The organism is Lysobacter sp. CC-YZS074 (assembly GCF_056739745.1).
This window is the reverse complement of the sequence record NZ_CP200301.1, coordinates 648,100-671,979: the sequence shown is the minus strand read 5'-3', so window position 1 is coordinate 671,979 and position 23,880 is coordinate 648,100. Positions and strand designations below refer to the sequence as shown.

Annotated in this window: 23 protein-coding genes; 15 read left to right on the top strand and 8 right to left on the bottom strand. The window is 67.7% G+C overall.

The window, feature by feature from the left end:
• Nucleotides 1–7: 7 nt before the first annotated feature.
• From U8331_RS02885 to U8331_RS02865, 5 genes are all read left to right on the top strand, one after another.
• Complete coding sequence (locus tag U8331_RS02885; RefSeq protein WP_481132136.1) at nt 8–430, top strand: hypothetical protein; 423 nt, start codon at nt 8–10, stop codon at nt 428–430.
• Nucleotides 430–1,092 carry a cytochrome c oxidase assembly protein gene (locus U8331_RS02880; protein ID WP_481132135.1) on the top strand — a complete coding sequence of 221 codons (663 nt, stop codon included), beginning with the start codon at nt 430–432 and terminating at the stop codon, nt 1,090–1,092. The genes U8331_RS02885 and U8331_RS02880 overlap by 1 nt, the downstream gene beginning before the upstream one ends.
• On the top strand, nt 1,085–2,620 hold the full coding sequence (locus tag U8331_RS02875; protein WP_481132134.1) for a c-type cytochrome: 1,536 nt from the start codon (nt 1,085–1,087) through the stop codon (nt 2,618–2,620). The genes U8331_RS02880 and U8331_RS02875 overlap by 8 nt, the downstream gene beginning before the upstream one ends.
• Before the next feature lie 383 nt (nt 2,621–3,003).
• Complete coding sequence (locus tag U8331_RS02870) at nt 3,004–4,740, top strand: proline--tRNA ligase (protein ID WP_481132133.1); 1,737 nt, start codon at nt 3,004–3,006, stop codon at nt 4,738–4,740.
• Between the two features lie 141 nt (nt 4,741–4,881).
• Nucleotides 4,882–5,253: an H-NS histone family protein gene (locus U8331_RS02865; protein ID WP_481132132.1), complete on the top strand. Its 372-nt coding sequence runs from the start codon at nt 4,882–4,884 to the stop codon at nt 5,251–5,253.
• A 123-nt stretch (nt 5,254–5,376) separates the two neighbouring features.
• Here U8331_RS02865 and U8331_RS02860 read toward each other — a convergent pair whose 3' ends face one another.
• Nucleotides 5,377–6,627, bottom strand: a complete 1,251-nt coding sequence (locus tag U8331_RS02860; RefSeq protein ID WP_481132131.1) for a threonine/serine exporter family protein — start codon at nt 6,625–6,627, stop codon at nt 5,377–5,379.
• Between the two features lie 113 nt (nt 6,628–6,740).
• Here U8331_RS02860 and U8331_RS02855 point away from each other — a divergent pair, with 113 nt between their 5' ends.
• The 5 genes from U8331_RS02855 to U8331_RS02835 all read left to right on the top strand — a co-directional run bounded on the left by U8331_RS02855 (nt 6,741) and on the right by U8331_RS02835 (nt 12,164).
• Nucleotides 6,741–7,859: an ABC transporter permease gene (locus U8331_RS02855; RefSeq protein WP_481132130.1), complete on the top strand. Its 1,119-nt coding sequence runs from the start codon at nt 6,741–6,743 to the stop codon at nt 7,857–7,859.
• Nucleotides 7,856–8,737 (top strand): ABC transporter ATP-binding protein, encoded by an 882-nt coding sequence (locus tag U8331_RS02850; RefSeq protein WP_481132129.1) that lies wholly within the window; start codon nt 7,856–7,858, stop codon nt 8,735–8,737. The genes U8331_RS02855 and U8331_RS02850 overlap by 4 nt, the downstream gene beginning before the upstream one ends.
• Nucleotides 8,737–9,663 carry an MlaD family protein gene (locus tag U8331_RS02845; RefSeq protein ID WP_481132128.1) on the top strand — a complete coding sequence of 309 codons (927 nt, stop codon included), beginning with the start codon at nt 8,737–8,739 and terminating at the stop codon, nt 9,661–9,663. Before U8331_RS02850 ends, U8331_RS02845 begins: the two co-directional genes overlap by 1 nt.
• Entirely contained in the window at nt 9,660–10,343 is a 684-nt protein-coding gene (locus U8331_RS02840) for an ABC-type transport auxiliary lipoprotein family protein (RefSeq protein WP_481132127.1), read from the top strand. Before U8331_RS02845 ends, U8331_RS02840 begins: the two co-directional genes overlap by 4 nt.
• A 192-nt stretch (nt 10,344–10,535) precedes the next feature.
• A complete protein-coding gene (locus tag U8331_RS02835; protein ID WP_481132126.1) occupies nt 10,536–12,164 on the top strand; it encodes an electron transfer flavoprotein-ubiquinone oxidoreductase in 1,629 nt (542 codons plus the stop codon).
• A gap of 40 nt (nt 12,165–12,204) precedes the next feature.
• Here the strand turns inward: U8331_RS02835 and cysN are convergent, their stop codons facing one another.
• The 7 genes from cysN to U8331_RS02800 all read right to left on the bottom strand — a co-directional run bounded on the left by cysN (nt 12,205) and on the right by U8331_RS02800 (nt 19,632).
• Nucleotides 12,205–14,103, bottom strand: a complete 1,899-nt coding sequence (cysN, locus tag U8331_RS02830) for a sulfate adenylyltransferase subunit CysN (protein WP_481132125.1) — start codon at nt 14,101–14,103, stop codon at nt 12,205–12,207.
• Entirely contained in the window at nt 14,103–15,011 is a 909-nt protein-coding gene (cysD, locus tag U8331_RS02825) for a sulfate adenylyltransferase subunit CysD (protein ID WP_481132124.1), read from the bottom strand. Before cysD ends, cysN begins: the two co-directional genes overlap by 1 nt.
• A gap of 139 nt (nt 15,012–15,150) precedes the next feature.
• Nucleotides 15,151–15,777 (bottom strand): CoA transferase subunit B, encoded by a 627-nt coding sequence (locus U8331_RS02820; protein ID WP_481132123.1) that lies wholly within the window; start codon nt 15,775–15,777, stop codon nt 15,151–15,153.
• 1 nt (nt 15,778) lies between these two features.
• On the bottom strand, nt 15,779–16,525 hold the full coding sequence (locus U8331_RS02815; RefSeq protein WP_481132122.1) for a CoA transferase subunit A: 747 nt from the start codon (nt 16,523–16,525) through the stop codon (nt 15,779–15,781).
• A 108-nt stretch (nt 16,526–16,633) separates the two neighbouring features.
• Nucleotides 16,634–18,046, bottom strand: a complete 1,413-nt coding sequence (locus U8331_RS02810; RefSeq protein WP_481132121.1) for a mannose-1-phosphate guanylyltransferase/mannose-6-phosphate isomerase — start codon at nt 18,044–18,046, stop codon at nt 16,634–16,636.
• Between the two features lie 114 nt (nt 18,047–18,160).
• The gene (locus U8331_RS02805; protein WP_481132120.1) at nt 18,161–18,808 is read right to left on the bottom strand and encodes a hypothetical protein; all 648 of its coding nucleotides are present in this window, start codon (nt 18,806–18,808) and stop codon (nt 18,161–18,163) included.
• Between the two features lie 14 nt (nt 18,809–18,822).
• Nucleotides 18,823–19,632 carry a polysaccharide pyruvyl transferase family protein gene (locus U8331_RS02800; protein WP_481132119.1) on the bottom strand — a complete coding sequence of 270 codons (810 nt, stop codon included), beginning with the start codon at nt 19,630–19,632 and terminating at the stop codon, nt 18,823–18,825.
• A 414-nt stretch (nt 19,633–20,046) separates the two neighbouring features.
• Here U8331_RS02800 and U8331_RS02795 point away from each other — a divergent pair, with 414 nt between their 5' ends.
• The 5 genes from U8331_RS02795 to U8331_RS02775 are packed head-to-tail and all read left to right on the top strand — an operon-like array spanning nt 20,047 to nt 23,837.
• Nucleotides 20,047–20,799, top strand: coding sequence for an electron transfer flavoprotein subunit beta/FixA family protein (locus U8331_RS02795; RefSeq protein WP_481132118.1), 753 nt, complete (start codon nt 20,047–20,049; stop codon nt 20,797–20,799).
• Nucleotides 20,799–21,737, top strand: coding sequence for an electron transfer flavoprotein subunit alpha/FixB family protein (locus U8331_RS02790; protein WP_481132117.1), 939 nt, complete (start codon nt 20,799–20,801; stop codon nt 21,735–21,737). Before U8331_RS02795 ends, U8331_RS02790 begins: the two co-directional genes overlap by 1 nt.
• A 20-nt stretch (nt 21,738–21,757) precedes the next feature.
• A complete protein-coding gene (locus U8331_RS02785; RefSeq protein ID WP_481132116.1) occupies nt 21,758–22,684 on the top strand; it encodes a glycosyltransferase family 2 protein in 927 nt (308 codons plus the stop codon).
• Between the two features lie 2 nt (nt 22,685–22,686).
• The gene (locus tag U8331_RS02780) at nt 22,687–23,457 is read left to right on the top strand and encodes a GNAT family N-acetyltransferase (RefSeq protein ID WP_481132115.1); all 771 of its coding nucleotides are present in this window, start codon (nt 22,687–22,689) and stop codon (nt 23,455–23,457) included.
• Nucleotides 23,454–23,837, top strand: coding sequence for an EamA family transporter (locus tag U8331_RS02775; RefSeq protein WP_481132114.1), 384 nt, complete (start codon nt 23,454–23,456; stop codon nt 23,835–23,837). Before U8331_RS02780 ends, U8331_RS02775 begins: the two co-directional genes overlap by 4 nt.
• The last annotated feature ends 43 nt before the right edge of the window (nt 23,838–23,880 follow it).

Genomic DNA, 23,880 nt, shown 5'->3' with positions numbered 1-23,880 from the left:
GACGACGATGACGCCCGACGACACCCGCCCCGCCGAAGGCCCGCTGCACGAGCTGCGGGCGCTGCCCGAACGCCGCGCCAGCCTGTGGCTGCTGACCGCGGGGCCGGCGATCTGGGCGCTGCACTTCCTCGCTTCGTACGTGACCGCGTCGGTGTGGTGCGCCAAGGCCGGCGGCGCCGCGGCACCGCTCGGCGATGCGCGCACGGCGCTGTGGGTCTACACCGCGATGGCACTGGTCGCCATCGTCCTGTTCGGCTGGCGCGGGCTGCGCGGCCATCGGTGGGGCGACGCCACCCTGCCGCATGACGACGACACGCCCGGCGACCGCCACCGCTTCCTCGGCTTCGCCACCCTGCTGCTGTGCGGGCTGAGCTTCGTCGCCGTGGTCTACGTCGCGATGGCGGTCGCGGTGATCGGGACCTGCCGCTGATGGGCGCGCCCGCCGTCCGCGCCGATGGTCTGCATCCCGGCTGGCTCGCTGCCGGGTTGGCCGTCCTCGGCGCGGTCTGGATCGGACCGCTGCCGGAGTGGTCGCGGCAGTCGTTCGCCTCGCACATGCTGATGCATATGGGCGTGGTCGCGGTGGCGGCGCCGCTGGTCGCGGCCGGGCTCGCGCGCAGCCGGTTCGACCCGGCGCGGCGCTGGCCCGGCGGGTTCGCGCCGATGCTCGCCTCGGCGCTGGAGTTCGTGGTGGTCTGGGCCTGGCACGCGCCGGCGCTGCACCACGCCGCGCGCCACGTGCCGGGGCTGCTGGTGGTCGAACAGGGCAGCTTCCTGCTGGTGGGGCTGCTGGTGTGGATCGCCGCGTTCGGCGGCGACGCCGCGCGGCGCCGGGATCGCGCCGCGGCCGGGGTCGCCGGCCTGCTGATGACCTCGATGCACATGACCCTGCTGGGCGTGCTGCTGGCACTGGCGTCGCGGCCGCTGTACGCAGGGCACCAAGTGGCGCTGTTCGGGCTGTCGCCGCTGCAGGACCAGCACCTCGGCGGCGTGCTGATGCTGGTGTTCGGCGGTGTGTCCTACCTGCTCGGCGCGCTGGTGCTGCTGGCCGGGCTGCTGCGCGAACGGCGCGGGATGGTGGTCGATGGCTGATTCGCGGCGGACGGTGGTCGGCAACGCGGCGCGGCGTTTCTGGCGCTGGCTGGTCGGGGATTCCTGGAAGCGCTCGCTCGCCCGGCTGGTGGTGGTCGGCGCGGCGGCGGGCATCGCGGCGTGGCTGTTCGTCTCGGCCGGCCTGGTGCCGATCGCCGCCAGCCAGCCGCACTGGCCGATCACCCGGTTCCTGCTGCACTACTCGATGATCCGCTCGGTGCAGACCCACGCACTGGGCGTGAAGGAGCCGCCGCCGGAAGAGCGCGCGCTGGACGGGGACGCGATGGTGCTGAAGGGCGCCGGCCACTACGCCAGCGGGTGCCTCGCCTGCCACGGCGCGCCGGGCACGCCGCGCGCCGCGGTGGTGCGCCACATGGAGCCGGCGCCGCCCTACCTGCCGCCGAAGATCGACCGGTGGACCGATCGCCAGCTGTTCTGGATCGTCCGCCACGGCATCAAGTACACCGCGATGCCGGCCTGGCCATCGCAGCAGCGCGAGGACGAGGTCTGGGCGATGGTCGCCTTCCTGCGGCGGCTGCCCGAGCTGGAACCGGCGGAGTTCCGCCGGCTGGCGTATGGCGACGAGGCGGCGCTGGCGCCGGGGAGCGAGGACGGCAGCGCGGCTGTCCGCCCGTATCCGGACTCGGGCACCGGTGCCGGTGCGGTCGGTCCTCGTGCGGGTGCAGCGGCATTGACCCTGCTCGAAAGCGGCATCGGAGTCGCAGCACCGCATGGCGGATCGAGCGGACGGGAAGCCGTCGCGGCGGCGGCGTCACCACGCGGAACGGCGGCGAACGCGCCCGAAGCAATGGCAGGAGACGGCGCACTGTCGTTGCGACTGGCCGATTGCGCCCGCTGCCACGGGCGCGACGGCAACGGGCGCGGCACCGGTGCCTTTCCGACGCTGACCGGACAGAGCGAACGCTACCTGCTGGAGAGTCTGCAGGCGTACGCGCGTGGCGACCGGCACAGCGGGGTGATGGAGCCGGTGGCGGCGGGCCTGGGCATGGAGGAGATGCGGGCGATCGCGCGGTACTACGCGGGGTTGCCGGCGGGTGCGGGGCGCGCGACGCCGTCGGTGAACGGAGGGCTGATCGCGGCTGAAGGCGCTCCAACAGGAGCCCGGGAGGACGTCGGAACACGGGACGAAGCGTCGGCCGTGCGGGGCGGGCAACTGGCGCGGCGCGGCGATGCGGCGGCACGGATTCCGTCGTGCGTGGAATGCCACGGCCCGGGCGCGGAGACGCGCAACCCGGTGTACCCGCGACTGGCCGGGCAGCATCCGGACTACCTCGTGCTGCAGCTGCAGCTGTTCAAGCAGGGCCGGCGCGGCGGCAGCGGCTACGCACACATCATGCGGACGGTGGCGAAGTCGCTGGAGCCGCAGGACATCCGCGACCTCGCGGCGTGGTACGGGTCGCTGCCGGCGGAGCCGGGACGTATCGGCATGGCCGCCGTCGAAACCGGCGCGACCGCCGCTGCTGTCGCGACCCAAAGCGCCGCGGACGACTCCGACGCGACGCCGTGACTGTAGGAGCCACGTAAGTCGCGACCCGACAATCCGTCACCGCCGCGATCCACCGATGGGGGCGGTCGCGCGACCGTGGATGCGCGTTAATCGAGGGGATCCGGTTGCCAGTGGGTCGCGAGTTACGTCGCTCCTACCGCGAGATGGGTGCCGCCGCGCCCCGGCGGCAAAGCCCAGCGCCACGACCACGCCGGTGGCGGACACCGCGCTCCATCCACGTCCGGCCAGGTCCGGCCGCCTCCAGCGCCGCGGTACCACCGTGCCGCCCCGCCATCGCCGCATCACGCCGCCCCATCCACCGGCCGGCGACCGCCTCCGCACCACGGCCGAACCCCCTTCCCCGCGTGTCAGAATGCCGGGTTTCCGGCTCCAGAATCCCGCCCATGCGCCTGTCGCAGTTCCACCTCCATACCAGCAAGGAAGTTCCCGCCGATGCCGAGGTCGTCAGCCACAAGCTGATGCTCAAGGCCGGCATGATCCGCAAGCTCGCCTCCGGCCTTTACACCTGGACGCCGCTGGGCCTGCGCGTGCTGCGCAAGGTCGAGCGCGCGGTGCGCGAGGAGATGGACGCCGCCGGCGCGATCGAAATGCTGATGCCGTCGGTGCAGCCCAGGGAGCTGTGGGAGGAAACCGGGCGTTGGGAGAAATTCGGCGGCCAGCTGCTGAAGATCCGCGACCGCAAGGAGGCCTGGTATTGCTACGGCCCGACTCACGAGGAGGTCGTCACCGATTTCGCCCGCCACGAGCTGTCCAGTTACAAGCAGTTGCCGGCGTGCTTCTACCAGATCCAGACCAAGTTCCGTGACGAGATCCGCCCGCGCTTCGGAGTGATGCGCTCGCGCGAGTTCCTGATGAAGGACGCCTATTCCTTCCACCTCGGCGACGAGGACCTGGACCGGCAATACCGCGTGATGTACGACGCCTACAGCCGGATTTTCAGCCGGCTCGGGCTCGGGTTCCGCGCGGTATTCGCCGATACCGGCGCGATCGGCGGCAGCGCCTCGCACGAGTTCCACGTGCTGGCCGATTCCGGCGAGGACGCGATCGCCTACGCGGTCGACGGCCTCGATTCGAACGGTTCCGGCTACGCCGCCAACGTCGAACTGGCCGAGGCGCTGGCGCCCGGCGAGCGCCCGGCCGCATCCGAAACGATGCGCAGGGTCGAAACCCCGACCCAGAAGACCTGCGAGGCGGTCGCCGGACTGCTCGGGATCGAACTGCAGCGCACCGTGAAATCCATCGCGCTGGTCGGTGAAACCCCGGACGGGACACCGGTATTCGTGCTCGCGCTGGTCCGCGGCGACCATTCGGTCAACGAGATCAAACTGGCCAAGCTCGAAGGCATGGCCAATTACCGGCTGGCGACCGAGGCGGAAATCCTCGAGCACCTTGGCAGCACGCCGGGCTTCCTCGGCCCGGTCACGCCGAAACAGACCGTCACCGTCCTGGCCGACCGCAGCGTCGCGGCGATGGCCGATTTCGTGGTCGGCGCCAATGAAACCGGTTTCCACCTCGCCGGGGTCAACTGGGGGCGCGACCTGCCCGAACCCGCCGTCGTCGCCGATATCCGCAACGTGGTCGAGGGCGACCCTTCGCCGGACGGCCACGGCACGCTCGCTATCGCCCGCGGGATCGAGGTCGGGCATATCTTCCAGCTCGGCCGCAAATATGCCGAGGCGATGGGTTGCACCGTGCTCGACGATTCGGGCAAGGCCGCGACCCTGACGATGGGCTGTTACGGCATCGGCGTATCGCGCATCGTCGCCGCGGCGATCGAACAGAACCACGACGACAACGGCATTGCCTGGCCCGAGGCGATGGCGCCGTGGCAGGTGGCGGTGTGCGTGATCAATCCGAAGAAGGATGCCGCCGTCGCCGAAGCCGCGGAGGCGCTGTACCGCGAGCTGGCGACGACCGGCCTGGAGGTGGTGCTCGACGATCGCGGCCTGCGTCCCGGGGCGATGTTCGCCGACATGGAACTGATCGGGATTCCGCACCGGGTGGTGGTATCCGAGCGGGGACTGGCGGCCGGTACGTTCGAATACCGCCACCGCCGTGGCGGCGAGGCGGAACACCTCGACCGCACCGCCCTGCGGGCGCGGCTCGGACTGGACGGCTGACCCGCCGGGGTTTTCCGGCGGCGGGGACGATATACCCGACTCGGCATATTGTTTTCATTTACTCTGAACGCGAGCCTCCTTACCATGCGCGGGCACCGGCCAAGGGACCGGCCGCTATTCCACTTTCCCCGGGAGGCCCAAATGTCGATCGATATCAACGCGCTGTCCGCAAAAGAGCTTGAAAACCTCATCAGCCAGGCCAAGAAGCGCAAAACCACGCTGAACAAGCGCAAGCCGGTCGCCCAGGTTCGCAAGAAACTGGCGCAGCTGGCCAAAAACGAGGGCTACACCCTCGATGAACTGTTTGGCACCGGCTCGGCCGCTACCGCCGGTACCCGCGCGCCGCGTGGCACGGCCGCCAAGAAGACCCGCAAGTCGATCGGCAAGGTCGCCCCGAAGTACCGCGACCCCTCCAACCCGGAAAACACCTGGACCGGCCGCGGCAAGCAGCCGCGCTGGCTCGCCGCCTACACCGGCGACGGGCGCAATCTGGAAGACTTCCTGATCAAGTAAGCCGGTCGGGTGACCGCAGCAGAACGCCGGCCCAGGGCCGGCGTTTCTGTTTCCGGATGCCGTTGAAACCCGACACTTTCCCGGTGGAACCGGACCGCACCCATTAGTGGAAAGAGCGCCCGGCTAGAGGTTGCGACGCGAAGGCAGCAGCAGGTTGCCGAACAGCAGGCCGGCGATCAGCGCGAGCAGGATGTTCATTACCGCCAGCACCGCCACCTGTCCGGCGCTGACGTCCTGCTGCTGGATCAGGTTGAGCAGGCCGCGCAGGCTGGCGCTGCCGGGTACCAGCAGGATGATGCCGGGGACCCGGACGATCGCGCCGGGGCGATGGAACCAGCGCGCGTACCCGTTGCCGGCCGCGGTCATGACCAGCGCGGCCAGGAATATCCCCGCACCGGCGCCCCACGCCATGCCGGCGAACCGGGAAACCAGGTAGCCTGACGCGGCGGCGAGCATCACCGCCGGGTAATCGCGCCAGCCGGTGCGGAACAGCACCGCGAACGCCAGCGAGGCGGCGGCCAGCGCTAGCCATTCCATCCATGCCGGCTGCGGCCGCAGCGCGCGTACCGCCGGCTCCAGCCCGAGCAGGTTGGCCAGGTAGAGCGTGATCGCGGTGCCCAGCGCCAGTTTCAGCACGGTCATCACCGCGCCGGAAAACCGCGCCGTGCCGGACACCAGGTGCTGGCTCGCCAGCTCGTTCATCGCGTTGGTCAGCGACAGGCCCGGCAGCAGCACGATCAGCGAGCAGATGATGACCGTGTTCTGGTTCAGCGGCGCGACGAAGCTGGCCACCAGCACCGCGATCGCCGACGCGACCAGCGCCAGCAGCGCTTCGGAGGCTTCGCGCAGGCGCGGCCGCGACTCGCCCATCTGGGTGAGCACGCCGATCAGCAGCCCGTTGAACCCGGCCACCCCGATATCCAGCCATGGCAGGCGCAGCAGTCCGCCGATGGCTGCCGCGACCAGGCCATAGCCCAGCACCTGCGTCATCCGCCATTGCCGGCTGGGCGGCCGGTCCAGCGCCGCCATCGCCGCGAAGGCCTGCTCCAGGTCCATGTCGCCGGCGATCAGCGCCTCGGCGATGCGGTCGGTCTCGGCGAGCTTGTAGAGGTCGTTGTCGCCGGGCGGAAGGCGCACCACGCGCGTGGTGTCGCTGGCGCCGGGCAGGCGTTGCGGGTCGCTGAAGCTCAGGATCAGCGCGGTCGGGCTCGACCACGGCTCGCATTCCAGCCGCAGGCGCTCGGCCACCATCAGCAGCGCCGCCTCGAGCCGTTGCGCGGTGGTCCCGTACAGATGCAGCCGCTCGGCCAACTCGACCATGAAGTTGATGCGGTCGGCGTAACTGGCGTTGCTCAGCGGGATCGGACTGGGCATCGGGCTGGATATCGTCGGGACCGGGCTCGTCATCGGGCTAGGATCGCATGCGACAGGGACGCGTCGACCGCAGCCGTCGCGCGCAAAACGGTATCCTGCCGCGACGAGGCCCCATGACCCCGACCGCCCCGCAACCGCCACGGATCGAACCCGATGACCGCCAGCCCGGCCGGCTGCGGCTGTCCGGCCAATGGACGCTCGAGCACGCCGGCACATTGACCGACGGCCTCAAGTCGGCCCCGCGCGAAGCCACCGGCGTCGATGCGAGCGGCGTCGAACGGCTCGACTCGCTGGGCGTGCTGCAGTTGCTGCGCTTCGCCGACGCCCGCGGGCTGGATTTCGGCGACTTCGTGTTCCACGACGACCACCGCGCGCTGGTCGCGGCGATCGACGACGTCGCCGACGGCCGGCCACAGGGCAAGCGCGAGTACGGCGTGTACGCGGCGCTGGCGCGGCTGGGTTTCGCGGTCACCGACAACTGGAAGGAATTCCTCGCCCTGCTCGGCTTCTTCGGCGAGGTGCTGGTCAAGATGCTGCGGATGGTGAAGGAACCGGGGCGGTTCCGGCCGACCGCGACGGTCGCGCACATGGAGCAGGTCGGCCTCGACGCGGTGCCGCTGGTGGCGCTGCTGTGCTACCTCGTCGGCGCGGTCGTCGCGTTCCTGGGCGCCAACGTGCTGCGCGACTTCGGTGCGACGATCTTCGTGGTCGAGCTGGTCAGCATCGCCTTCCTGCGCGAATTCGGCGTGCTGCTGACGGCGATCATCCTGGCCGGCCGCACCGCCAGCGCCTTCACCGCGCAGATCGGCGCAATGGTCAGCCGCGAGGAGGTCGACGCGATGCGCACGCTGGGCCTCGATCCGATCGACCTGCTGGTGATTCCGCGGGTGCTGGCGCTGATGGTCATGCTGCCGCTGCTGACCTTCATCGCCGACATCTTCGGCCTGCTCGGCGGCCTCACCGTCGGCGCCTATGGGCTGGACATCCCGCCGCAGCAGTACCTCGGGCGGATGCAGGACACGATGGAGCTGCGGCATTTCTGGACCGGGCTGGTGAAGGCGCCGGTGTTCGCGCTGGTGATCAGCCTGATCGGCTGCCTGGAAGGGCTGCAGGTGGAGGGCACCGCGCAGTCGGTCGGCGAGCGGACCACCTCGAGCGTGGTGCAGGCGATTTCGCTGGTGATCGTGCTCGATGCGTTCTTCGCGATCTGGTTCATGGAGGTCGGGCTGTGAGCACCGCCGCGAAGCCGGGCGAGCCGATCATCCGCGTGCGCGGGCTGGTCAACCGCTTCGGCGAGCAGGTCGTCCACGAGGACCTCGACCTCGACGTCATGCCCGGCGAGATCCTCGGCGTGGTCGGCGGCTCCGGCACCGGCAAGTCGGTGCTGATGCGCTCGATCCTCGGCCTGCGGCGGCCGGACGCCGGCGAAATCGAGGTGCTCGGCATCGACGCGCTGGACGAGGACGCCGGCGCCCACCGGCAGATCGAACGCAGCACCGGCGTGCTGTTCCAGGACGGCGCGCTGTTCTCGTCGCTGACGGTCGGCGAAAACGTGCAGGTGCCGCTGAAGGAGTACCACCGCGACCTGCCCGACTCGCTGCGCTACGAACTCGCCCTGCTCAAGGTCAAGCTGGCCGGCTTGCCCGCGGACGCGATCGACAAGCTGCCCTCGCAGCTGTCGGGCGGCATGCGCAAGCGTGCCGGCGTGGCCCGGGCACTGGCGCTGGACCCGCCGCTGCTGTTCCTCGACGAACCCACCGCGGGGCTGGACCCGATCGGCGCGGCGGCGTTCGACCACCTGATCCGCACCCTGCAGCAGGCGCTCGGGTTGACCGTGTTCCTGATCACACACGACCTGGACACGCTTTACGCTATCTGTGACCGGATCGCGGTGCTGGCCGACCGCAAGGTGATCGCCTGCGCACCGGTCGACGAGGTCGAACGGCTCGACCATCCCTGGGTGCAGGAATACTTCCACGGACCGCGCGCCCGCGCGGCGCAGAACGCGCGCGACCGGACGTCCCATGGCGCAACGGGCCCGCGCCCGGACCGGAATGCCGACCCGACCGAGACGAACGACCGAGGCGACCGACTGAGGGAAACCCGCTGATGGAAACCAAGGCCAACTACGTCCTGATCGGTGCGTTCACGATCATCGTCTCGCTGTTCCTGCTGCTGTTCGCGCTGTGGGCGGCCAAGTACTCCTCCGAGAAGAGCTGGCAGGAGTACATGGTCATCTTCAACGAGCCGGTCACCGGCCTGAGCGAAGGCAGCAGCGTGCAGTACAACGGCATCTCGGTCGGCACCGTGGAGAAGCTCAGCCTCGCCCCGGACGACCCGCGCCGGGTACGGGCGCTGCTGCGGGTGCAGGCCAACGCGCCGGTGAAGACCGACACCCGCGCCAAGATGTCGATGACCGGCATCACCGGCAGCCCGATCATCCAGCTCACCGGCGGCGACCCCGGCAGCCCGCGGCTGACCGATGTCGACCAGCGCCCGATTCCGGTCATCCAGACCGAGCCCTCCGCGCTGCAGAACATCGCCGACACCGCCAACCGGCTGGTCGCCCGGCTCGACCAGGTGCTCAGCGAGGACAACGTCGAGCGGGTCGCGCAGACGCTGGAGAACATCGAGTCGCTGACCGGCTCGATCGCCGACCAGCGCGAGGACCTGCGCGTGATCATCGCCAACGCGCGCGAGTCCAGCGAGCACCTCAAGAGCACCCTCGCCAGCACCGAACGGGTGGTGGCCGACGTCGACCGCGAACTGGTGCAGAAGCTGCCCGGCCTGGTCGACCGGCTCGACCATACGCTGGCCGAACTGGATTCCGCCGCGCAGGGCGCCAACGGCGTCATCAACGAGAACCGCGCCGCGATCAGCAGCTTCGCCAACGACGGCCTCGCCCAGCTGGGGCCGACCCTCGGCGAGCTGCGCGCGCTGGTGCGCGACCTGCGCCGCATCAGCGACCGGCTCGACAACAATCCCGCCGGGTATCTGCTCGGCCGCGACGCCCCGAAGGAGTTCGAGCCCGAATGAACCGTCGATTCGATTCCGCCCTCCGTGGCGCCGGTGGGCGCGCCCGCCGCGACCGGCGGCCGCGCCTGGCCGTGCTCCTGGCCGCCGTACTGATGGCCGGCGGCTGCTCGCTGCTCGGTGGTTCCAGGGAACGCGCCACCATCTACGCCCCCGATCCCCGGGCGGAGGCGACCGCGGCGTGGCCGAGCGTCGACTGGCAGCTGTCACTGTCGCGCGCCACCGCGTCGCGCATGACCGACAGTCTGCGCATCATGGTGCGGCCACAGGCCAACGAACTGCAGGTCTACAAGGGCGCGAGCTGGGCCAAGGTGCCGTCGGACATGGTCGAGGACGCCATCCTGCGCGCGCTGGAGGACTCCGGGCGGATTCCCGCCGTCGCCCGCCAGGGCAGCGGCATCAGCGCTGACTACAAGCTGGTGCTCGACGTACGCCGGTTCGAGTCCGTCTACGCCGCCGGGGGCGCCACCCCGGCCGCCACCATCGAAGTGAACGCCAAGCTGCTACATGCGCGCGACCAGGAAGTCGTGGCCGCGCGCACGTTCCTGCAGGCGCCACGCGCGGCCAGCACCGATGTCGCGGATGTGGTGGCCGCCTTCGAGGCCGGCCTTGGCACGCTGGCGGGCGAACTCGCCGGGTGGGTGCTGGCCAGTGGCGATGCGCACGGGCGGGAGCATCCGTAGCCTCGTGGCGAGAGCCAACCCCTGGACTGCGGCCCCCTGTAGGAGCGGCTTCAGCCGCGATCGTGGATGGGCGCGGGCGCGCACGCATCCGATCGCGGCTGAAGCCGCTCCTACAAGAGCCCCATCGCCGCGCCATTTGGCGCCCTGCGCCCAAACCCGCGACAATCACGGGCTTGCTAGCAGGAGCCCGCCATGACCGACCCGAACACCGCCCCCGAAGCCGAACGCGACGTAATGGAATACGACGTCGTCATCGTCGGCGCCGGCCCGGCCGGGCTGTCGGCGGCGATCCGGCTCAAGCAGATCAACGCCGATACCTCGGTCTGCATCATCGAAAAATCCTCGACCATCGGCGCCCACATCCTCTCCGGCGCGGTGATCGAAACCGGCCCGCTCGACGCCCTGCTGCCGGGCTGGCGCGACCACCCGCCGCCGATCTGCGTGCCGGCCACCGAGGACGAATTCTGGCTGCTGAGCAGGGACGGCGGCCGCAAGCTGCCGGTGCCACCGGGCATGGACAACCATGGCAACGTGATCGTCAGCCTCGGTGCGATGTGCGCCTGGCTGGCGCCGCAGGCCGAGGCGCTCGGCGTGGAGATCTACCCCGGCTTCGCCGCCGACGAGACCCTGCACGACGACAGCGGCAAGGTCATCGGCGTACGCATCGGCGACATGGGCGTGGCCAGGGACGGCAGCCACAAGCCCGGCTACACCCAGGGCATCGACATCCGCGCCAGGGTCACGGTGCTGGCCGAGGGCGCCCGCGGCCACCTGACCAAGCGGCTGGTCAACCGTTTCAACCTCGACGCCGACAGCGACCCGCAGGGCTACTCGATCGGCATCAAGGAGCTGTGGCAGGTGCCCGAGGATCGCGTCACCCCGGGCAGGATCGTCCACAGCTTCGGCTGGCCCGCCGACAACAGCACCTACGGCGGCAGCTTCCTGTACCACCTCGACAAGGGCCGGATCGCGCTCGGCTACGTCAGCGGGCTGGACTACAAGGACCCGCAGTACAAGCCGTGGGAGGCCTTCCAGCAGTGGAAGAACCACCCGATGGTCAAGCCGCTGCTCGAAGGCGGCAACCTCGTTTCGGCCGGCGCGCGCGCGATCGTCACCGGTGGCTGGCAGTCGCTGCCGAAGGTGGAGATGCCCGGCGCGGTCCTGATCGGCGACACCGCCGGCCTGCTCAACGTGCCCAAGATCAAGGGCACTCACCAGGCGATCCGCAGCGGCATACTCGCCGCCGAGCACCTGGCGGCGACCGCGCTCGACCCGGCGGGCTTCGACGCGAAATTGCGTGATTCGGAGGCGATGGCCGAGCTGCGCAAGGTCCGCAACATCAAGCCAGGCTTCAAGAAGGGCCTGTGGTTCGGCATGCTCAACGCTGCCTGGGAAACCGTCACCGGCGGCCGCTCGCCGTGGACGCTGAAGAACAAGCCCGACTGGTGCAGCCTGGAGAAGGTCGGCGAGTACGAGTCGCCCAAGCGCGACTACGTCGAGCGCACCCTCGCCCCGCGCGACCGCCTCGCCGGCGTCTACTTCGCCGCCACCGAGCACGACGAGGACCAGCCGGTCCACCTCAAGGTCGCCGACACCAGCATCTGCATCGAGCGCTGCACGGTCGAGTACGACAACCCCTGCACCCGCTTCTGCCCGGCCGGCGTCTACGAGATCGTCGAGGACGCGGCCGAAGGCAAGCGCCTGCAGATCAACGCCGCCAACTGCGTGCACTGCAAGACCTGCGACATCAAGGACCCGTACGAGATCATCACCTGGGTGACGCCGGAGGGCGGCTCGGGGCCGAATTACCAGAATCTGTAATCGCGGACACCGCCAGGCGTGATGGCGTCGGCGTCCCGCTTTACCGGGCCCACTCGCCGACGATGCGCGCGACCAGCTCGTCGGCAAGCGCCTCGGCCGTGTGGGCGGTGGTGTCGAGGGTCAGCTCCGGCTGCACCGGAGGCTCATACGGCGAGTCGATACCGGTGAAGTTCCGGAGCTCGCCCGCCCGCGCCTTGGCGTAGAGGCCCTTGACGTCACGCCGCTCGGCCACTTCCAGCGGCGTGCTGACGTACACCTCGTTGAACTCGCCGTCGGCGAACATGTCGCGCGCCATGCGCCGCTCCGCGCGGAACGGCGAGATGAAGCTCACCAGCACGACCAGGCCGGCGTCCACCATCAGCCTGGCGACTTCGGCGACGCGGCGGATGTTCTCGACCCGGTCCTCGTCGGTGAAGCCCAGGTCCTTGTTGAGCCCGTGGCGGATGTTGTCGCCGTCGAGGATGTAGGTGTGCCGCCCGAGCGCGTGGAGTTTCTTCTCCACCAGGTTGGCGATGGTCGACTTGCCCGAACCCGACAGGCCGGTGAACCACAGGCAGCGGGGCTGCTGGTGCTTGATCCGCGACCGCGCCGCCTTGTCGACGTCCACGTGCTGCCAGTGGATGTTGCCGGCCCGGCGCAGGGCGAAGTCGAGCGTGCCGGCGGCGACGGTGGCGTGGGTCTGGCGATCGATCAGGACGAAAGCGCCGAGATCGCGATTGTCGGCGTACGGCTCGAACGCGACCGGCTGGTCGAGATAGAGGTTGACCCGCCCTACCTCGTTCAGATCCAGGGACCTCGCCGCCAGTTCCTCCTGGGTGTTCACGTCGACCTTGTGCCGGATGTCCGTCACCTGGGCGCCGACGGTGCGGGTGCCGATCTTCAGCCAGTAGGGGCGGCCGGGCAGCAGCGACTGCTCGCCCAGCCAGAGCAGGTGGGCGGCAAACTGGTCCGAGACCTCCGGCGGGTTGTTCGCGGCGGCGATGACGTCGCCGCGGCTGGCGTCGACCTCGTCGGCCAGGGTGAGGGTGATGGCCTGCCCCGCGCGGGCACGGTCGAGGTCGCCATCGGCGGTGACGATGGCCGCCACCCGTGAGCGACGGTCCGAGGGAAGCACCGCAACCTCGTCACCCACCGCGACCTCGCCACCGACGACTGTGCCGGCGAAGCCACGGAAGTTCTGGTTCGGGCGGCAGACCCACTGCACCGGCAGCCGGAAACCGCGGTCGGCCGCTTCCCGGGCGACGTCGACGGTTTCCAGGTGCTGCAGCAGGGTCGGCCCGTGGAACCACGGCATGCTGGCCGAATGCTCCAGCATGTTGTCGCCTCGCAATGCCGACAACGGAATGCAGGTGACATCGTCGATGCCGAGCTGCGCCGCCAGCGCGCGGTAGCCGTCGCAGATGCGGTCGAAGGTCGGCTGGTCGAAACCCACCAGGTCCATCTTGTTGACCGCCAGCACCACGTGCCGGATGCCGAGCAGCGACACGATGTAGCTGTGCCGGCGGGTCTGGGTCAGCAGCCCCTTGCGCGCGTCCACCAGCACGATGGCGAGGTCGGCGGTGGAGGCGCCGGTGGCCATGTTGCGGGTGTACTGCTCGTGGCCGGGGCAGTCGGCGACGATGAACTTGCGCTTGTCGGTGCCGAAGAAGCGGTAGGCGACGTCGATGGTGATGCCCTGCTCGCGCTCCGCGGCCAGGCCGTCGACCAGCAGGGCGAAGTCGATCTCGCCGTTCTGGGTGCCGTACCGGCGGCTGTCGGCCTCCAGCGCGGTGAGCTGGTCGTCCAGCAGCAGCCGGGTGTCATGCAGCAGCCGACCGATCAGGGTGCTCTTGCCGTCGTCGACGCTGCCGCAGGTGATGAAGCGCAGCAGGTCCTTGGTCTCGTGCTGCTGCAGGTAGGCGGCCACGGCCGCGCGTGCGTTGTCGCCCATCGCACCCATCAGAAGTAGCCCTCCTGCTTCTTCTTTTCCATCGAGGCGGTCGGATCCTGGTCAATCACCCGGCCCTGCCGTTCGGAGGTGGTGGATACCAGCATCTCGGCGATGATCGCCTCGAGGGTGTCGGCCTCGGACTCGATCGCCCCGGTCAGCGGGTAGCAGCCCAGCGTGCGGAAGCGCACCTTCCTCATCTGCGGCTTCTCGCCGGGGTGCAGCGGCAGGCGGTCGTCGTCGACCATGATCAACGCGCCGTCGCGCTCGACCACGGGACGCTCCTTGGCGAAGTACAGCGACGGCACCGGGATGTTCTCGCGGAAGATGTAGAGCCAGACATCGAGCTCGGTCCAGTTGGAAATCGGAAACACCCGCACCGACTCGCCCTTGTGGATCCGCGTGTTGTAGAGGTTCCACAGTTCGGGGCGCTGGTTCTTCGGGTCCCACCGGTGCTGCTCGTTGCGGAAGCTGAAGATGCGCTCCTTCGCGCGCGATTTCTCTTCGTCGCGGCGGGCGCCGCCGATGGCCGCGTCGAAACCCCACTTGTCCAGCGCCTGCTTGAGCGCCTGGGTCTTCATGATGTCGGTATGCACGGTGGCACCGTGGCTGACCGGCCCGATGCCGGCCGCCGCGCCCTCGGCGTTGTTGTGGGTGCGAAGCTCCACCCCGGTCTCGCGCGCCCGCTGGTCGCGGAACGCGATCATCTCGCCGAATTTCCAGCCGGTATCCACGTGCAGCAGCGGGATCGGCGGCCGGGCGGGATAGAACGCCTTGACCAGCAGGTGCAGCAGCACCGAACTGTCCTTGCCGACCGAATACATCATCACCGGGTTCTGGAACCCGGCGGCCACCTCGCGGAGGACGTGGATGCTTTCGGCTTCGAGGCGGTCGAGGTGGGAGAGGCGGGCTGCCGGCATGGGCGGGTCCAGGCGTCGTTCTCGGGATGCAGGCCAGAGTACCCGCCCGCTCCTGCCGCCGCCCATGACCGGCGAGCATCACGGTATCCGTACACGACAAAGCCGCCCGAGAGCGGCCTTGTCCGTGCACCACCGACGCCTACTGGAAGGCGACGGCCGTCTTCTCCCGCAACTCCTGATCCGTCACTCCCGGCGCCAGCTCCACCAGCTTCAACCCCGCGTCGGTGACGTCCATCACCGCCAGGTCGGTGATGATGCGGCTCACTACGCCCACGCCGGTCAGCGGCAGCGTGCATTCGGGCAGGATCTTGGAGTCACCGGTTTTGGTCGTGTGCTCCATCAGCACCACTACGCGCTTGACGCCGGCGACCAGGTCCATCGCGCCGCCCATCCCCTTGACCATCTTGCCGGGCACCATCCAGTTGGCGAGGTCGCCCTTGTCGGTGACCTCCATCGCGCCGAGGATCGCCAGGTCGATGTGGCCGCCGCGGATCATCGCGAAGCTGTCATGGCTGCCGAAGTAGCTGGCGCCCTTGCGCGCGGTGACGGTCTGCTTGCCGGCGTTGATCAGGTCGGCGTCGAGCTCGTCCTCGGTCGGGAACGGGCCGATGCCGAGCAGGCCGTTCTCGGACTGCAGCCAGACGTCGACACCTTCAGGGATGTAGTTGGCGACCAGCGTCGGCAGGCCGATGCCAAGGTTGACGTAGGCGCCGTCGGTGAGTTCCTGCGCGGCGCGCTGCGCCATCTGTTCGCGGGTCCAGGCCATCTCAGTTGCCTCCCTGGCGCACGGTTCGCTGCTCGATGCGTTTTTCGGGGGTCGGGTTGTGCACGATGCGGTCCACGTAGATGCCCGGCAGGTGCGCGTGATCGGGGTCGACGTCGCCAATCTCGACGACCTCCTCGACCTCGGCGATGCAGACCTTGCCGGCCATCGCGCAGGCCGGGTTGAAGTTGCGCGCGGTTTTGCGGAACACCAGGTTGCCGGCTTTGTCGGCCTTCCACGCCTTGACCAGCGACACGTCGGCGACCAGCGCGGTCTCCATCACGTAATGCTTGCCGTCGAACTCGCGGGTCTCCTTGCCCTCGGCGACCACGGTGCCGTAGCCGGTCGCAGTGAAGAACGCCGGGATGCCCGCGCCGCCGGCGCGCAGCCGCTCGGCCAGCGTGCCCTGCGGGTTGAACTCCAGTTCAAGCTCGCCAGCGAGGAACTGGCGCTCGAACTCCTTGTTCTCGCCGACGTAGGAAGAAATCATTTTGCGGATCTGGCGGGTGCCCAGCAGCAGGCCGAGGCCGAAACCATCGACGCCGGCGTTGTTGGAAATCGCGGTCAGACCCTTCACCCCCGAGTCGCGCAGCGCGGCGATCAGCGCCTCCGGGATGCCGCACAGACCGAAGCCGCCGACGGCCAGCGTCTGGTTGTCAGCGACCACGCCGTCCAGCGCCGTCTTGGCGTCGGGGTAGAGCTTGCTCTTCGCCTCGCCGGTGGGGCGCGCGACGGTACTGGCCTGGGCCATCGGGACAACTCCTTTGCGGGGAGGCGCAAGTCTAGCGCGGCGCCCGCGGCGGACCGAACCGTACGTTCGGACAGGTGGCCGCGCGCGGCCGTCGCCCGTCCGCGGCACTCACGAACGCCCGTAGACATCCTCCAGCCGCACGATGTCGTCCTCGCCCAGGTAGCTGCCGGACTGCACCTCGATCAGCTCCACCGGCTCGCTGCCGCGGTTGCGAAGGCGATGCACGCTCCCTCGCGGGATGTAGGTGCTCTCGTTCTCGCGGAGTTCGAAAACGCGCTCGTCGCAGGTCACCTCGGCCACGCCGGAGACCACCACCCAGTGCTCGGCACGGTGCGTGTGCTTCTGCAGGCTCAGCGCCGCGCCGGGCTTGACCACGATCCGCTTGACCTGGAACCGCGGCCCAACCCCGATGGAGTCGTAACTGCCCCAGGGCCGGTAGACCTTGCGATGGAACAGGTGCTCGCTGCGGCCGGCGGCCTTGAGCGCGTCCACCACGGCCTTGACGTCCTGCACCCGGTCCTTGCGCGCGACCAGAGTGGCGTCGGCGGTGTCGACGATGACCAGGTCCTCCACCCCGATGGTCGCGATCATGCGGCGCTCGGACGCGCGCACCAGCGAGTCGCGGGTATCCACCGAAATCACGTCGCCCTCGTACCGGTTGCCGTCGGCGTCGCGTTCGGCAACCGCCCACAGCGACGACCACGAACCGATGTCACTCCAGCCGCAACTGACCGGCACCACCGCGGCGCGGTCGGTCTTCTCCATCACGGCATAGTCGATGGAATCGCTGGGACTCGCGGCGAACGCCTCCGCGTCGATGCGGGTGAAGTCCAGATCGGCCGAGGGCGCTGCGTAGGCCCTCCGGGCGGCCTCGAGGATGGCCGACGCATGCCGGCCCAGCTCGTCCAGATAGCGCTGCGCGCGGAACAGGAACATGCCCGAGTTCCACGCATAGGTGCCTTCGGCCAGATATCGTTCGGCGGTCGTCAGGTCGGGCTTCTCGACGAAGCGCTCGATGCGGAATCCGCCTTCGCCCAGGGGTTCGCCGCGGAGAATGTAGCCGTAACCGATCTCGGCGTAGTCCGGCTGGATGCCGAAGGCGATCAGCCAGTCTTCACTCGCCAGTGCCAGCGCGGTGGATACCGCCTCGCGAAACGCCGCCTCGTCCTCGATAAGGTGGTCGGCGGGCATCACCAGCATGGTCGCGTCCGGATCGGACGCCAGCACGTGCAGGGCTGCCAGCGCGATCGCCGGCGCCGTATTGCGCGCTACCGGCTCCAACACGATGCCGCCGCTGGCGACGTCGATCGCCTGCAGCTGCTCGCCGACCATGAACCGGTGGTCCTCGCTGCACACCGTCACCGGCGGCCGCACGGACGGCAGCTTGCTGGCGCGAAGGATGGTCTCCTGGTACAGCGAGCGCTCGCCGACCAGCGCCAGGAACTGCTTGGGCTGGTTCTGCCGCGACAGGGGCCAAAGCCGGGTGCCGCTGCCGCCACTGAGCACTACTGGATGCAGCATCGCAAAGCCCCTTCGTTTGGGTGCCGTGAGAATAGCCGACCGGCACCCGATCGGCGGCACATGACCCGCACGCCGGGCCAGCGACGGACGCATTGCCAGTGTTGTCGCTCGTCTCTAGGGCCGGTTCGAGAGCACATCGGGAAATCCGAATCTGCCTTGCATTTCCGGGTCGGCAGAGTAGACCGGAGCGTTCGCCGCAAGCCAGGCCAGCGCGTGGGAGTCATGGTCCGTGTGGTTTCGGGGCGTCACGTCATCGGTGATGTAGAAGTGCCCCGGGTTGAACGAAAAGCCCGACGCATCGATGCGCTTGGCGCCAGCGGCGGCAGCCAGCAGCAGCGCAAGGATCCCATTCGAATGGGCATAGGGCCCGGTAAGCCCCCCGGAAGAATAACCGGTGAGATCCCGGATGAACGTCGCCCGCTGGTCAGCTGTAAGGACATCGTGCACGCGCCACGAAAATCCGAAGTCAGCAAACCGCTCCGCATAATCGGTATGTGTACCCGGGTGGACGAAAAGAACGCGCTCGCTGCTGCGGCCGTTCATATTCCTCAACGTATGACGGCTCGTCTTGTCCGCTGCGCGTGAAACTCCCGCGCCCAATACTGTCAGGTCGGCGGACCGCGAGAGGCCGTAGCCAGCACCGTTCGCACATACTACAACGGTCTTGTCGTAACCATCGGGCAATTTACGGTGCGGAGCGGAGCCAAAAACGGTGCAGTGGGCGCCCGCCAGAAATCTGACCACGCCGGGCAGTGCCGACATTTCCGGTAGTGGGATCACGTAATCAGTTCCCAAGGTTCCTGGGCATACATCCAATCGAACAGCGCTTCATAGTCGTACTTCAACCACGCCTTAGTACGATACGCCTTCAACAACTCCGGATAAGTATCATAGACAGGAATATCAAGACCGGAGGTAGCGATCAGTCCTTCGATCTTGTGAGTGTTCCCCTTCAGAGCAAGAAACGGTACCCGGGCCCGGCAGGCGGCGTAAACGGCATGGTGCCTGCCAGTCAAGAGAACACTCGCCGAGCGAAGCGACCGGACCAGAGAATGCCAATTCCATTCATGCATCTGGACATAGGCGACCTCCCAGGTCCATTGGGTGGTGACTTTCGCGAAGGTGCCCAGGTCTCGGCTAAAAAAGTCGGTCAACACGGGGCCGCCGATGAAGTCAGTGGCCCGTGCAGTTTCATCGATCGGAAGGAAGAAAGATTGATCCAGAGCCACGTCCGAGTTCACCCCCAACCTTCTTAGCTCCTCCTGCGACATAACTTCCCTAACTGTCACGCGCGTGCAGCGATTCAGTACCCTGGCCGCTTCTGGGGAATTGGACTGCCAGACGGTGTTCATCAGATGGACCGCCTTTCCTTCGTCAAGCGCGGCTTCGATCTCACGCAGCTTCTTCCGGCAGGTCACTGAGTCATGGTGCATCGAACCCTCGCCATTGACGACAAGAATATCGAAAGCCTCGTCCTGCCTGACCAGACGTCCGGCATTCTGGCAAGCGGCGGAGATGGCGTGGAAGGCCGCCGCCGATCCGGAGTGATAGGCGGAGTGGTCTCCGAGGACGCGAATTTTGTGCATGCGTAACGGCACTCCCCAGCTCAACCAATCTCGATCCGGCACGTCTCTCGGCGCCCAGCGCAGCTTCATAGCTCGCCGAACGGCCCACTAAAGAACAGTGATATTTTTACTGATGGTACGCAACAAGGTTGAGGCAGCCAAACAGCGCATCTCGTGGTTGCACCGATAGATCCGTTACTAAGCTGACGCCGGGCACCCTCGCCGGGCAATTTCGAGCCGATCGATCAATCGCACCGCGCGATCAGTCGCCCTTCGGCGCTGCGCCAGCGATGTCGTGACCCGCAGCATTCATGACCGGCGAGCGTTTCGTTGCGGCAAACCTGATCACAGCGCCCGTAGGACCTCCGCTCCGCTAGAATGAGCGGTCATCGGCCCGTCGGCCTCGCCCCCCTCATCGAAAGGACCCCGCAAACGATGAAGATCCTCGTCGGCTACAAGCGCGTGGTGGACTACAACGTCCGCATCCAGGTCAAGCCGGACGGCTCCGGCGTGGTCACCGACGGCGTCAAGCTGTCGGCCAACCCGTTCGACGAGATCGCGCTCGAAGAAGCCCTGCGCCTGCGCGACAAGGGCATCGCCACCGAGGTCGTGGTCGCCACGATCGCCCCTTCCGATGCCCAGGCCCACCTGCGCAACGGCTTGGCGATGGGCGCCAACCGCGCCATCCACGTAGTGACCGACGCCGGCCAGGAGATCGCGCCGCTGACCGCCGCGCGCACCTTCCTCAAGCTGGTCGAGAAGGAACATCCGGACCTGGTGATCCTCGGCAAGCAGGCGATCGACGACGATGCGAGCCAGACCGGGCAGATGCTGGCGACGATCTGGGGCCGGCCGCAGGCGACCTTCGCCAGCAAGCTCGAGATCGAAGGCGGCAAGGCCACGGTGACCCGCGAGGTCGACGCCGGCCTGGAGACGCTGGAAGTCGACCTGCCGGCGGTGGTCACCACCGATTTGCGCCTCAATGAGCCGCGCTTCATCAAGCTGCCCGACATCATGAAGGCCAAGAGCAAGCCGCTGGAGGCGATCGCGTTTGCCGACCTCGGTGTGGAGGTCGGCGAAGGCCTGAAGACCACGACCTTTGCGCCGCCGCCCAAGCGCAGCAAGGGCGTGATGGTGAAGGATGCGGCCGAACTGGTCGCCGCACTCAAGCAGAAGGGGCTCCTGTAATGGCCAAGGTACTGATCGTCTCCGAACACCTCGACGGCAAGCTCAACGCCGCCACCGCCAAGTGCGTGAGCGCCGCGCAGGCGTTGTCGCCGGAGTCTATCGATGTGGTGGTGCTGGCCGCCGATCCGGCGGCCGTTGCCGCCGAAGCAGCGCAGCTCGACGGCGTGGCGCGCGTGCTGACGGTCGCGAACGATGCCAACGCGAACCCGATCGCCCAGGTGCTGGCGCCCCAGGTTGCCAAACTGGCCGAGGGCTACAGCCACGTCTTCGGTCCCTCGACCACCTTCGGCAAGGACCTGATGCCCTGCGTGGCCGCGCTGCTCGGCGTGCCGCAGGTCACCGATGTCATGGCGGTGGAAGGCAGCCACACCTTCAAGCGACCGATCTACGCCGGCAACGCGATCATCACCGTCGAGGCGCCTGCCGACCGCGCGGTGGTCGCCACCGTGCGCACCGCGAGCTGGTCGGAAGCCGGCCAAGGCGGCAGCGCCCCCGTGGAACCGGCCGACGTCCAGGCCGAGTTGCCCACCCACACCCGCTTCGTCGGCCTGGCTGCCGGATCGTCGGACCGCCCCGACCTGCAGAGCGCCAAGCGCGTGGTCTCCGGTGGCCGCGGCGTGGGTTCGGAGGAGAACTTCAAGATCATCTACGACTTCGCCGACAGGATCGGCGCGGCCGTGGGCGCCTCGCGTGCGGCGGTCGATGCCGGCTACGTGCCCAACGAGATGCAGGTCGGCCAGACCGGCAAGATCATCGCACCGGACCTGTACATCGCTATCGGCATCAGCGGCGCGATCCAGCACCTGACCGGCATCAAGGACGCCGGCACGATCGTGGCGATCAACAAAGACGCGGATTCGGCGATCTTCGAAGTGGCCGATTACGGGCTGGTGGGGGATCTGTTCAAGGTGTTGCCGGAGTTGGAAGCGGCGTTGTAGTCGTGTCACCGACCCATTCCATGCCGCCCAGGGTTTCGGTGGTCTCCCCCGTTTACGGCTGCCGCGAGTGCCTCGAAGGTTTGGTAGAGCGGATCGACAGGGCGGTCGGGTCGCTCGACGGCACTCATGAAATCGTGCTCGTCGATGACGCGAGCCCGGATCGGGCGTGGTCGCGCATCAAGGAACTCACAGAAACCCACTCCCATGTCCGTGGCATCCGGCTTTCGCGGAACTTCGGGCAACACGCCGCCATCAGCGCTGGACTGCTGGTGGCGGCAGGCGAGAAGGTGGTGGTCATGGACTGCGACCTGCAAGACAGGCCGGAGGAGATTCCAAGGTTGCTGGAGGCGCTAACGGGCGACGTAGAGATCGTTCTCGCCAGCCGGACCGAAAGGCAGGACACCCTGTTCAAGAGGACCGCTTCGCGATTGTTCTACCGGTTGCTGGGCTGGCTGACCGACAGCGACTACGATCCCACGACAGCGAATTTCGGCGCGTATTCGCGAAAAGTCATCGATGCGGTTGCGAGCATGCCGGAGTCGGACCGCTTTTTTCCGTTGCTCGTCAGGTGGACGGGCTTTCGCACCGTGCTCGTCGCCGTGACCCACCACCGTCGCGAGCACGGACGCAGCGGGTATACCTTCCGACAGCTGATCCGGTTGGCAATGAACGTGGCCCTGTCTTTTTCCGACAAGCCATTGCGGCTCGTGGTGAAGGCGGGTCTGTTTTTTGCCGGCTTGGCCGCGCTTGTAGCCTTCTACAGCGTCTACCGCTATCTCGCAGGCGACGTCCAGGTGGCGGGGTTCACCAGCATCGTCGCATCCGTCTGGCTCATTGGCAGCGTCATTCTCTCCAGCATTGGCGTGGTCGGGCTATATGTCGGACGCCTTTACAACCAGGCAAAGCTTCGCCCGCACTTCATCATCGCCGAGCGATCCGGCGCGTGACCATGGGCCGCCACCTCGAATTGTCCGTCGCCGATTCGCAGCGCTTCGGCTTAAGAATCGTGCGCGGGCACCTTGGAGATGACGTCCCGGCCTCAGAGGTATTGGCGGACTTCGATGAGCTGCGCGCCGATATCGCCATCTTCCGCTGCCCGGCCGGTTGCGTCCGCCAGGTCCGCGGACTGGTTGATGCAGGAATGGTGCCGATCCATGCCGACACCCTGTTGTACTACCGGTATCACTTGCCGGACCACGAGCGTCAGGAGCTCCCTACCCAGCGTGATGATCCGTCCACCACTCGTCGAGCGACACGGGAGGACTTGGACGCGATTGCCCATATGGTGCGCGGTGCGTTCTCGGGCTATCGCAACCATTATCATGCCAACCCACTTCTGGATACCGGAGCCATCCTCGAAGGGTACGTGGAATGGGCGCTCGAATATATCGAAGGGCAGCACGGAAGAACCACTTGGGTGGTCAGCGGGGACCGCGGCGCGGTTGCCTTCGCGACCTGCCGTGAGGATGCTCAGAGGAGCGAGGTGGAAATCGTCCTGAATGCGGTCGACCCCGCGGTACAGGGAAGTGGCTTATACACGCTTTTACTGCAGAGGCTGCTCGACGAGTATGCCAACGCGGGATTCGACGGGCTTCTCGTCTCCACCCAGGTGTGGAACTACCGGGTACAGCGGGTCTGGGCGCGTTGCGGCCTGGTGCTGTCGCACGCTTTCGACACCTACCACGTAAATGCGCCGCACGCGTATCGAGGGAATACATGAAGTCACTGTCGACTACTTTCCCTTGGCTGATGGTCGCTGCGACCATTCTTCTTACAACGTACGGACAAATTGTCCTGAAGTGGCAAGTCACGACCCCCGCTCCCGCCCCTTTCAAGGCAATCGAGCATTGGCCGCCGATCGTTCTTCTGCTAATTCGTCCTTGGGTCATATCCGCACTGCTGGCCGCGTTCCTCGCCGCTCTTTGCTGGATGATGGCGATGTCGCGGCTGGAGCTTAGCCGCGCTTACCCTTTCATGGCGCTAAATTTTCTGCTTGTAGGGCTGCTGGCCATTCCGATATTTGGCGAAGCGCTCACCCGTCCGAAGATCGTAGGGCTGCTCCTTGTCGTGGCCGGCCTTGTTGTTCTCAGCAGGGACTGAGCACTCACCAGCCACTCCCATTGCCGTTTGTCAACCCAGAGTA

Excerpts from the sequence above, each read along its gene's own strand:
- U8331_RS02885 (WP_481132136.1), top strand. The coding sequence starts at position 8 with ATGACGCCCGACGACACCCGCCCCGCCGAAGGCCCGCTGCACGAGCTG.
- U8331_RS02880 (WP_481132135.1), top strand. The coding sequence starts at position 430 with ATGGGCGCGCCCGCCGTCCGCGCCGATGGTCTGCATCCCGGCTGGCTC.
- U8331_RS02875 (WP_481132134.1), top strand. The coding sequence starts at position 1,085 with ATGGCTGATTCGCGGCGGACGGTGGTCGGCAACGCGGCGCGGCGTTTC.
- U8331_RS02870 (WP_481132133.1), top strand. The coding sequence starts at position 3,004 with ATGCGCCTGTCGCAGTTCCACCTCCATACCAGCAAGGAAGTTCCCGCC.
- U8331_RS02865 (WP_481132132.1), top strand. The coding sequence starts at position 4,882 with ATGTCGATCGATATCAACGCGCTGTCCGCAAAAGAGCTTGAAAACCTC.
- U8331_RS02860 (WP_481132131.1), bottom strand. The coding sequence starts at position 6,627 with ATGCCCAGTCCGATCCCGCTGAGCAACGCCAGTTACGCCGACCGCATC.
- U8331_RS02855 (WP_481132130.1), top strand. The coding sequence starts at position 6,741 with ATGACCCCGACCGCCCCGCAACCGCCACGGATCGAACCCGATGACCGC.
- U8331_RS02845 (WP_481132128.1), top strand. The coding sequence starts at position 8,737 with ATGGAAACCAAGGCCAACTACGTCCTGATCGGTGCGTTCACGATCATC.
- U8331_RS02840 (WP_481132127.1), top strand. The coding sequence starts at position 9,660 with ATGAACCGTCGATTCGATTCCGCCCTCCGTGGCGCCGGTGGGCGCGCC.
- U8331_RS02835 (WP_481132126.1), top strand. The coding sequence starts at position 10,536 with ATGACCGACCCGAACACCGCCCCCGAAGCCGAACGCGACGTAATGGAA.
- cysN (WP_481132125.1), bottom strand. The coding sequence starts at position 14,103 with ATGGGTGCGATGGGCGACAACGCACGCGCGGCCGTGGCCGCCTACCTG.
- cysD (WP_481132124.1), bottom strand. The coding sequence starts at position 15,011 with ATGCCGGCAGCCCGCCTCTCCCACCTCGACCGCCTCGAAGCCGAAAGC.
- U8331_RS02820 (WP_481132123.1), bottom strand. The coding sequence starts at position 15,777 with ATGGCCTGGACCCGCGAACAGATGGCGCAGCGCGCCGCGCAGGAACTC.
- U8331_RS02815 (WP_481132122.1), bottom strand. The coding sequence starts at position 16,525 with ATGGCCCAGGCCAGTACCGTCGCGCGCCCCACCGGCGAGGCGAAGAGC.
- U8331_RS02810 (WP_481132121.1), bottom strand. The coding sequence starts at position 18,046 with ATGCTGCATCCAGTAGTGCTCAGTGGCGGCAGCGGCACCCGGCTTTGG.
- U8331_RS02805 (WP_481132120.1), bottom strand. The coding sequence starts at position 18,808 with ATGTCGGCACTGCCCGGCGTGGTCAGATTTCTGGCGGGCGCCCACTGC.
- U8331_RS02800 (WP_481132119.1), bottom strand. The coding sequence starts at position 19,632 with ATGCACAAAATTCGCGTCCTCGGAGACCACTCCGCCTATCACTCCGGA.
- U8331_RS02795 (WP_481132118.1), top strand. The coding sequence starts at position 20,047 with ATGAAGATCCTCGTCGGCTACAAGCGCGTGGTGGACTACAACGTCCGC.
- U8331_RS02790 (WP_481132117.1), top strand. The coding sequence starts at position 20,799 with ATGGCCAAGGTACTGATCGTCTCCGAACACCTCGACGGCAAGCTCAAC.
- U8331_RS02785 (WP_481132116.1), top strand. The coding sequence starts at position 21,758 with ATGCCGCCCAGGGTTTCGGTGGTCTCCCCCGTTTACGGCTGCCGCGAG.
- U8331_RS02780 (WP_481132115.1), top strand. The coding sequence starts at position 22,687 with ATGGGCCGCCACCTCGAATTGTCCGTCGCCGATTCGCAGCGCTTCGGC.
- U8331_RS02775 (WP_481132114.1), top strand. The coding sequence starts at position 23,454 with ATGAAGTCACTGTCGACTACTTTCCCTTGGCTGATGGTCGCTGCGACC.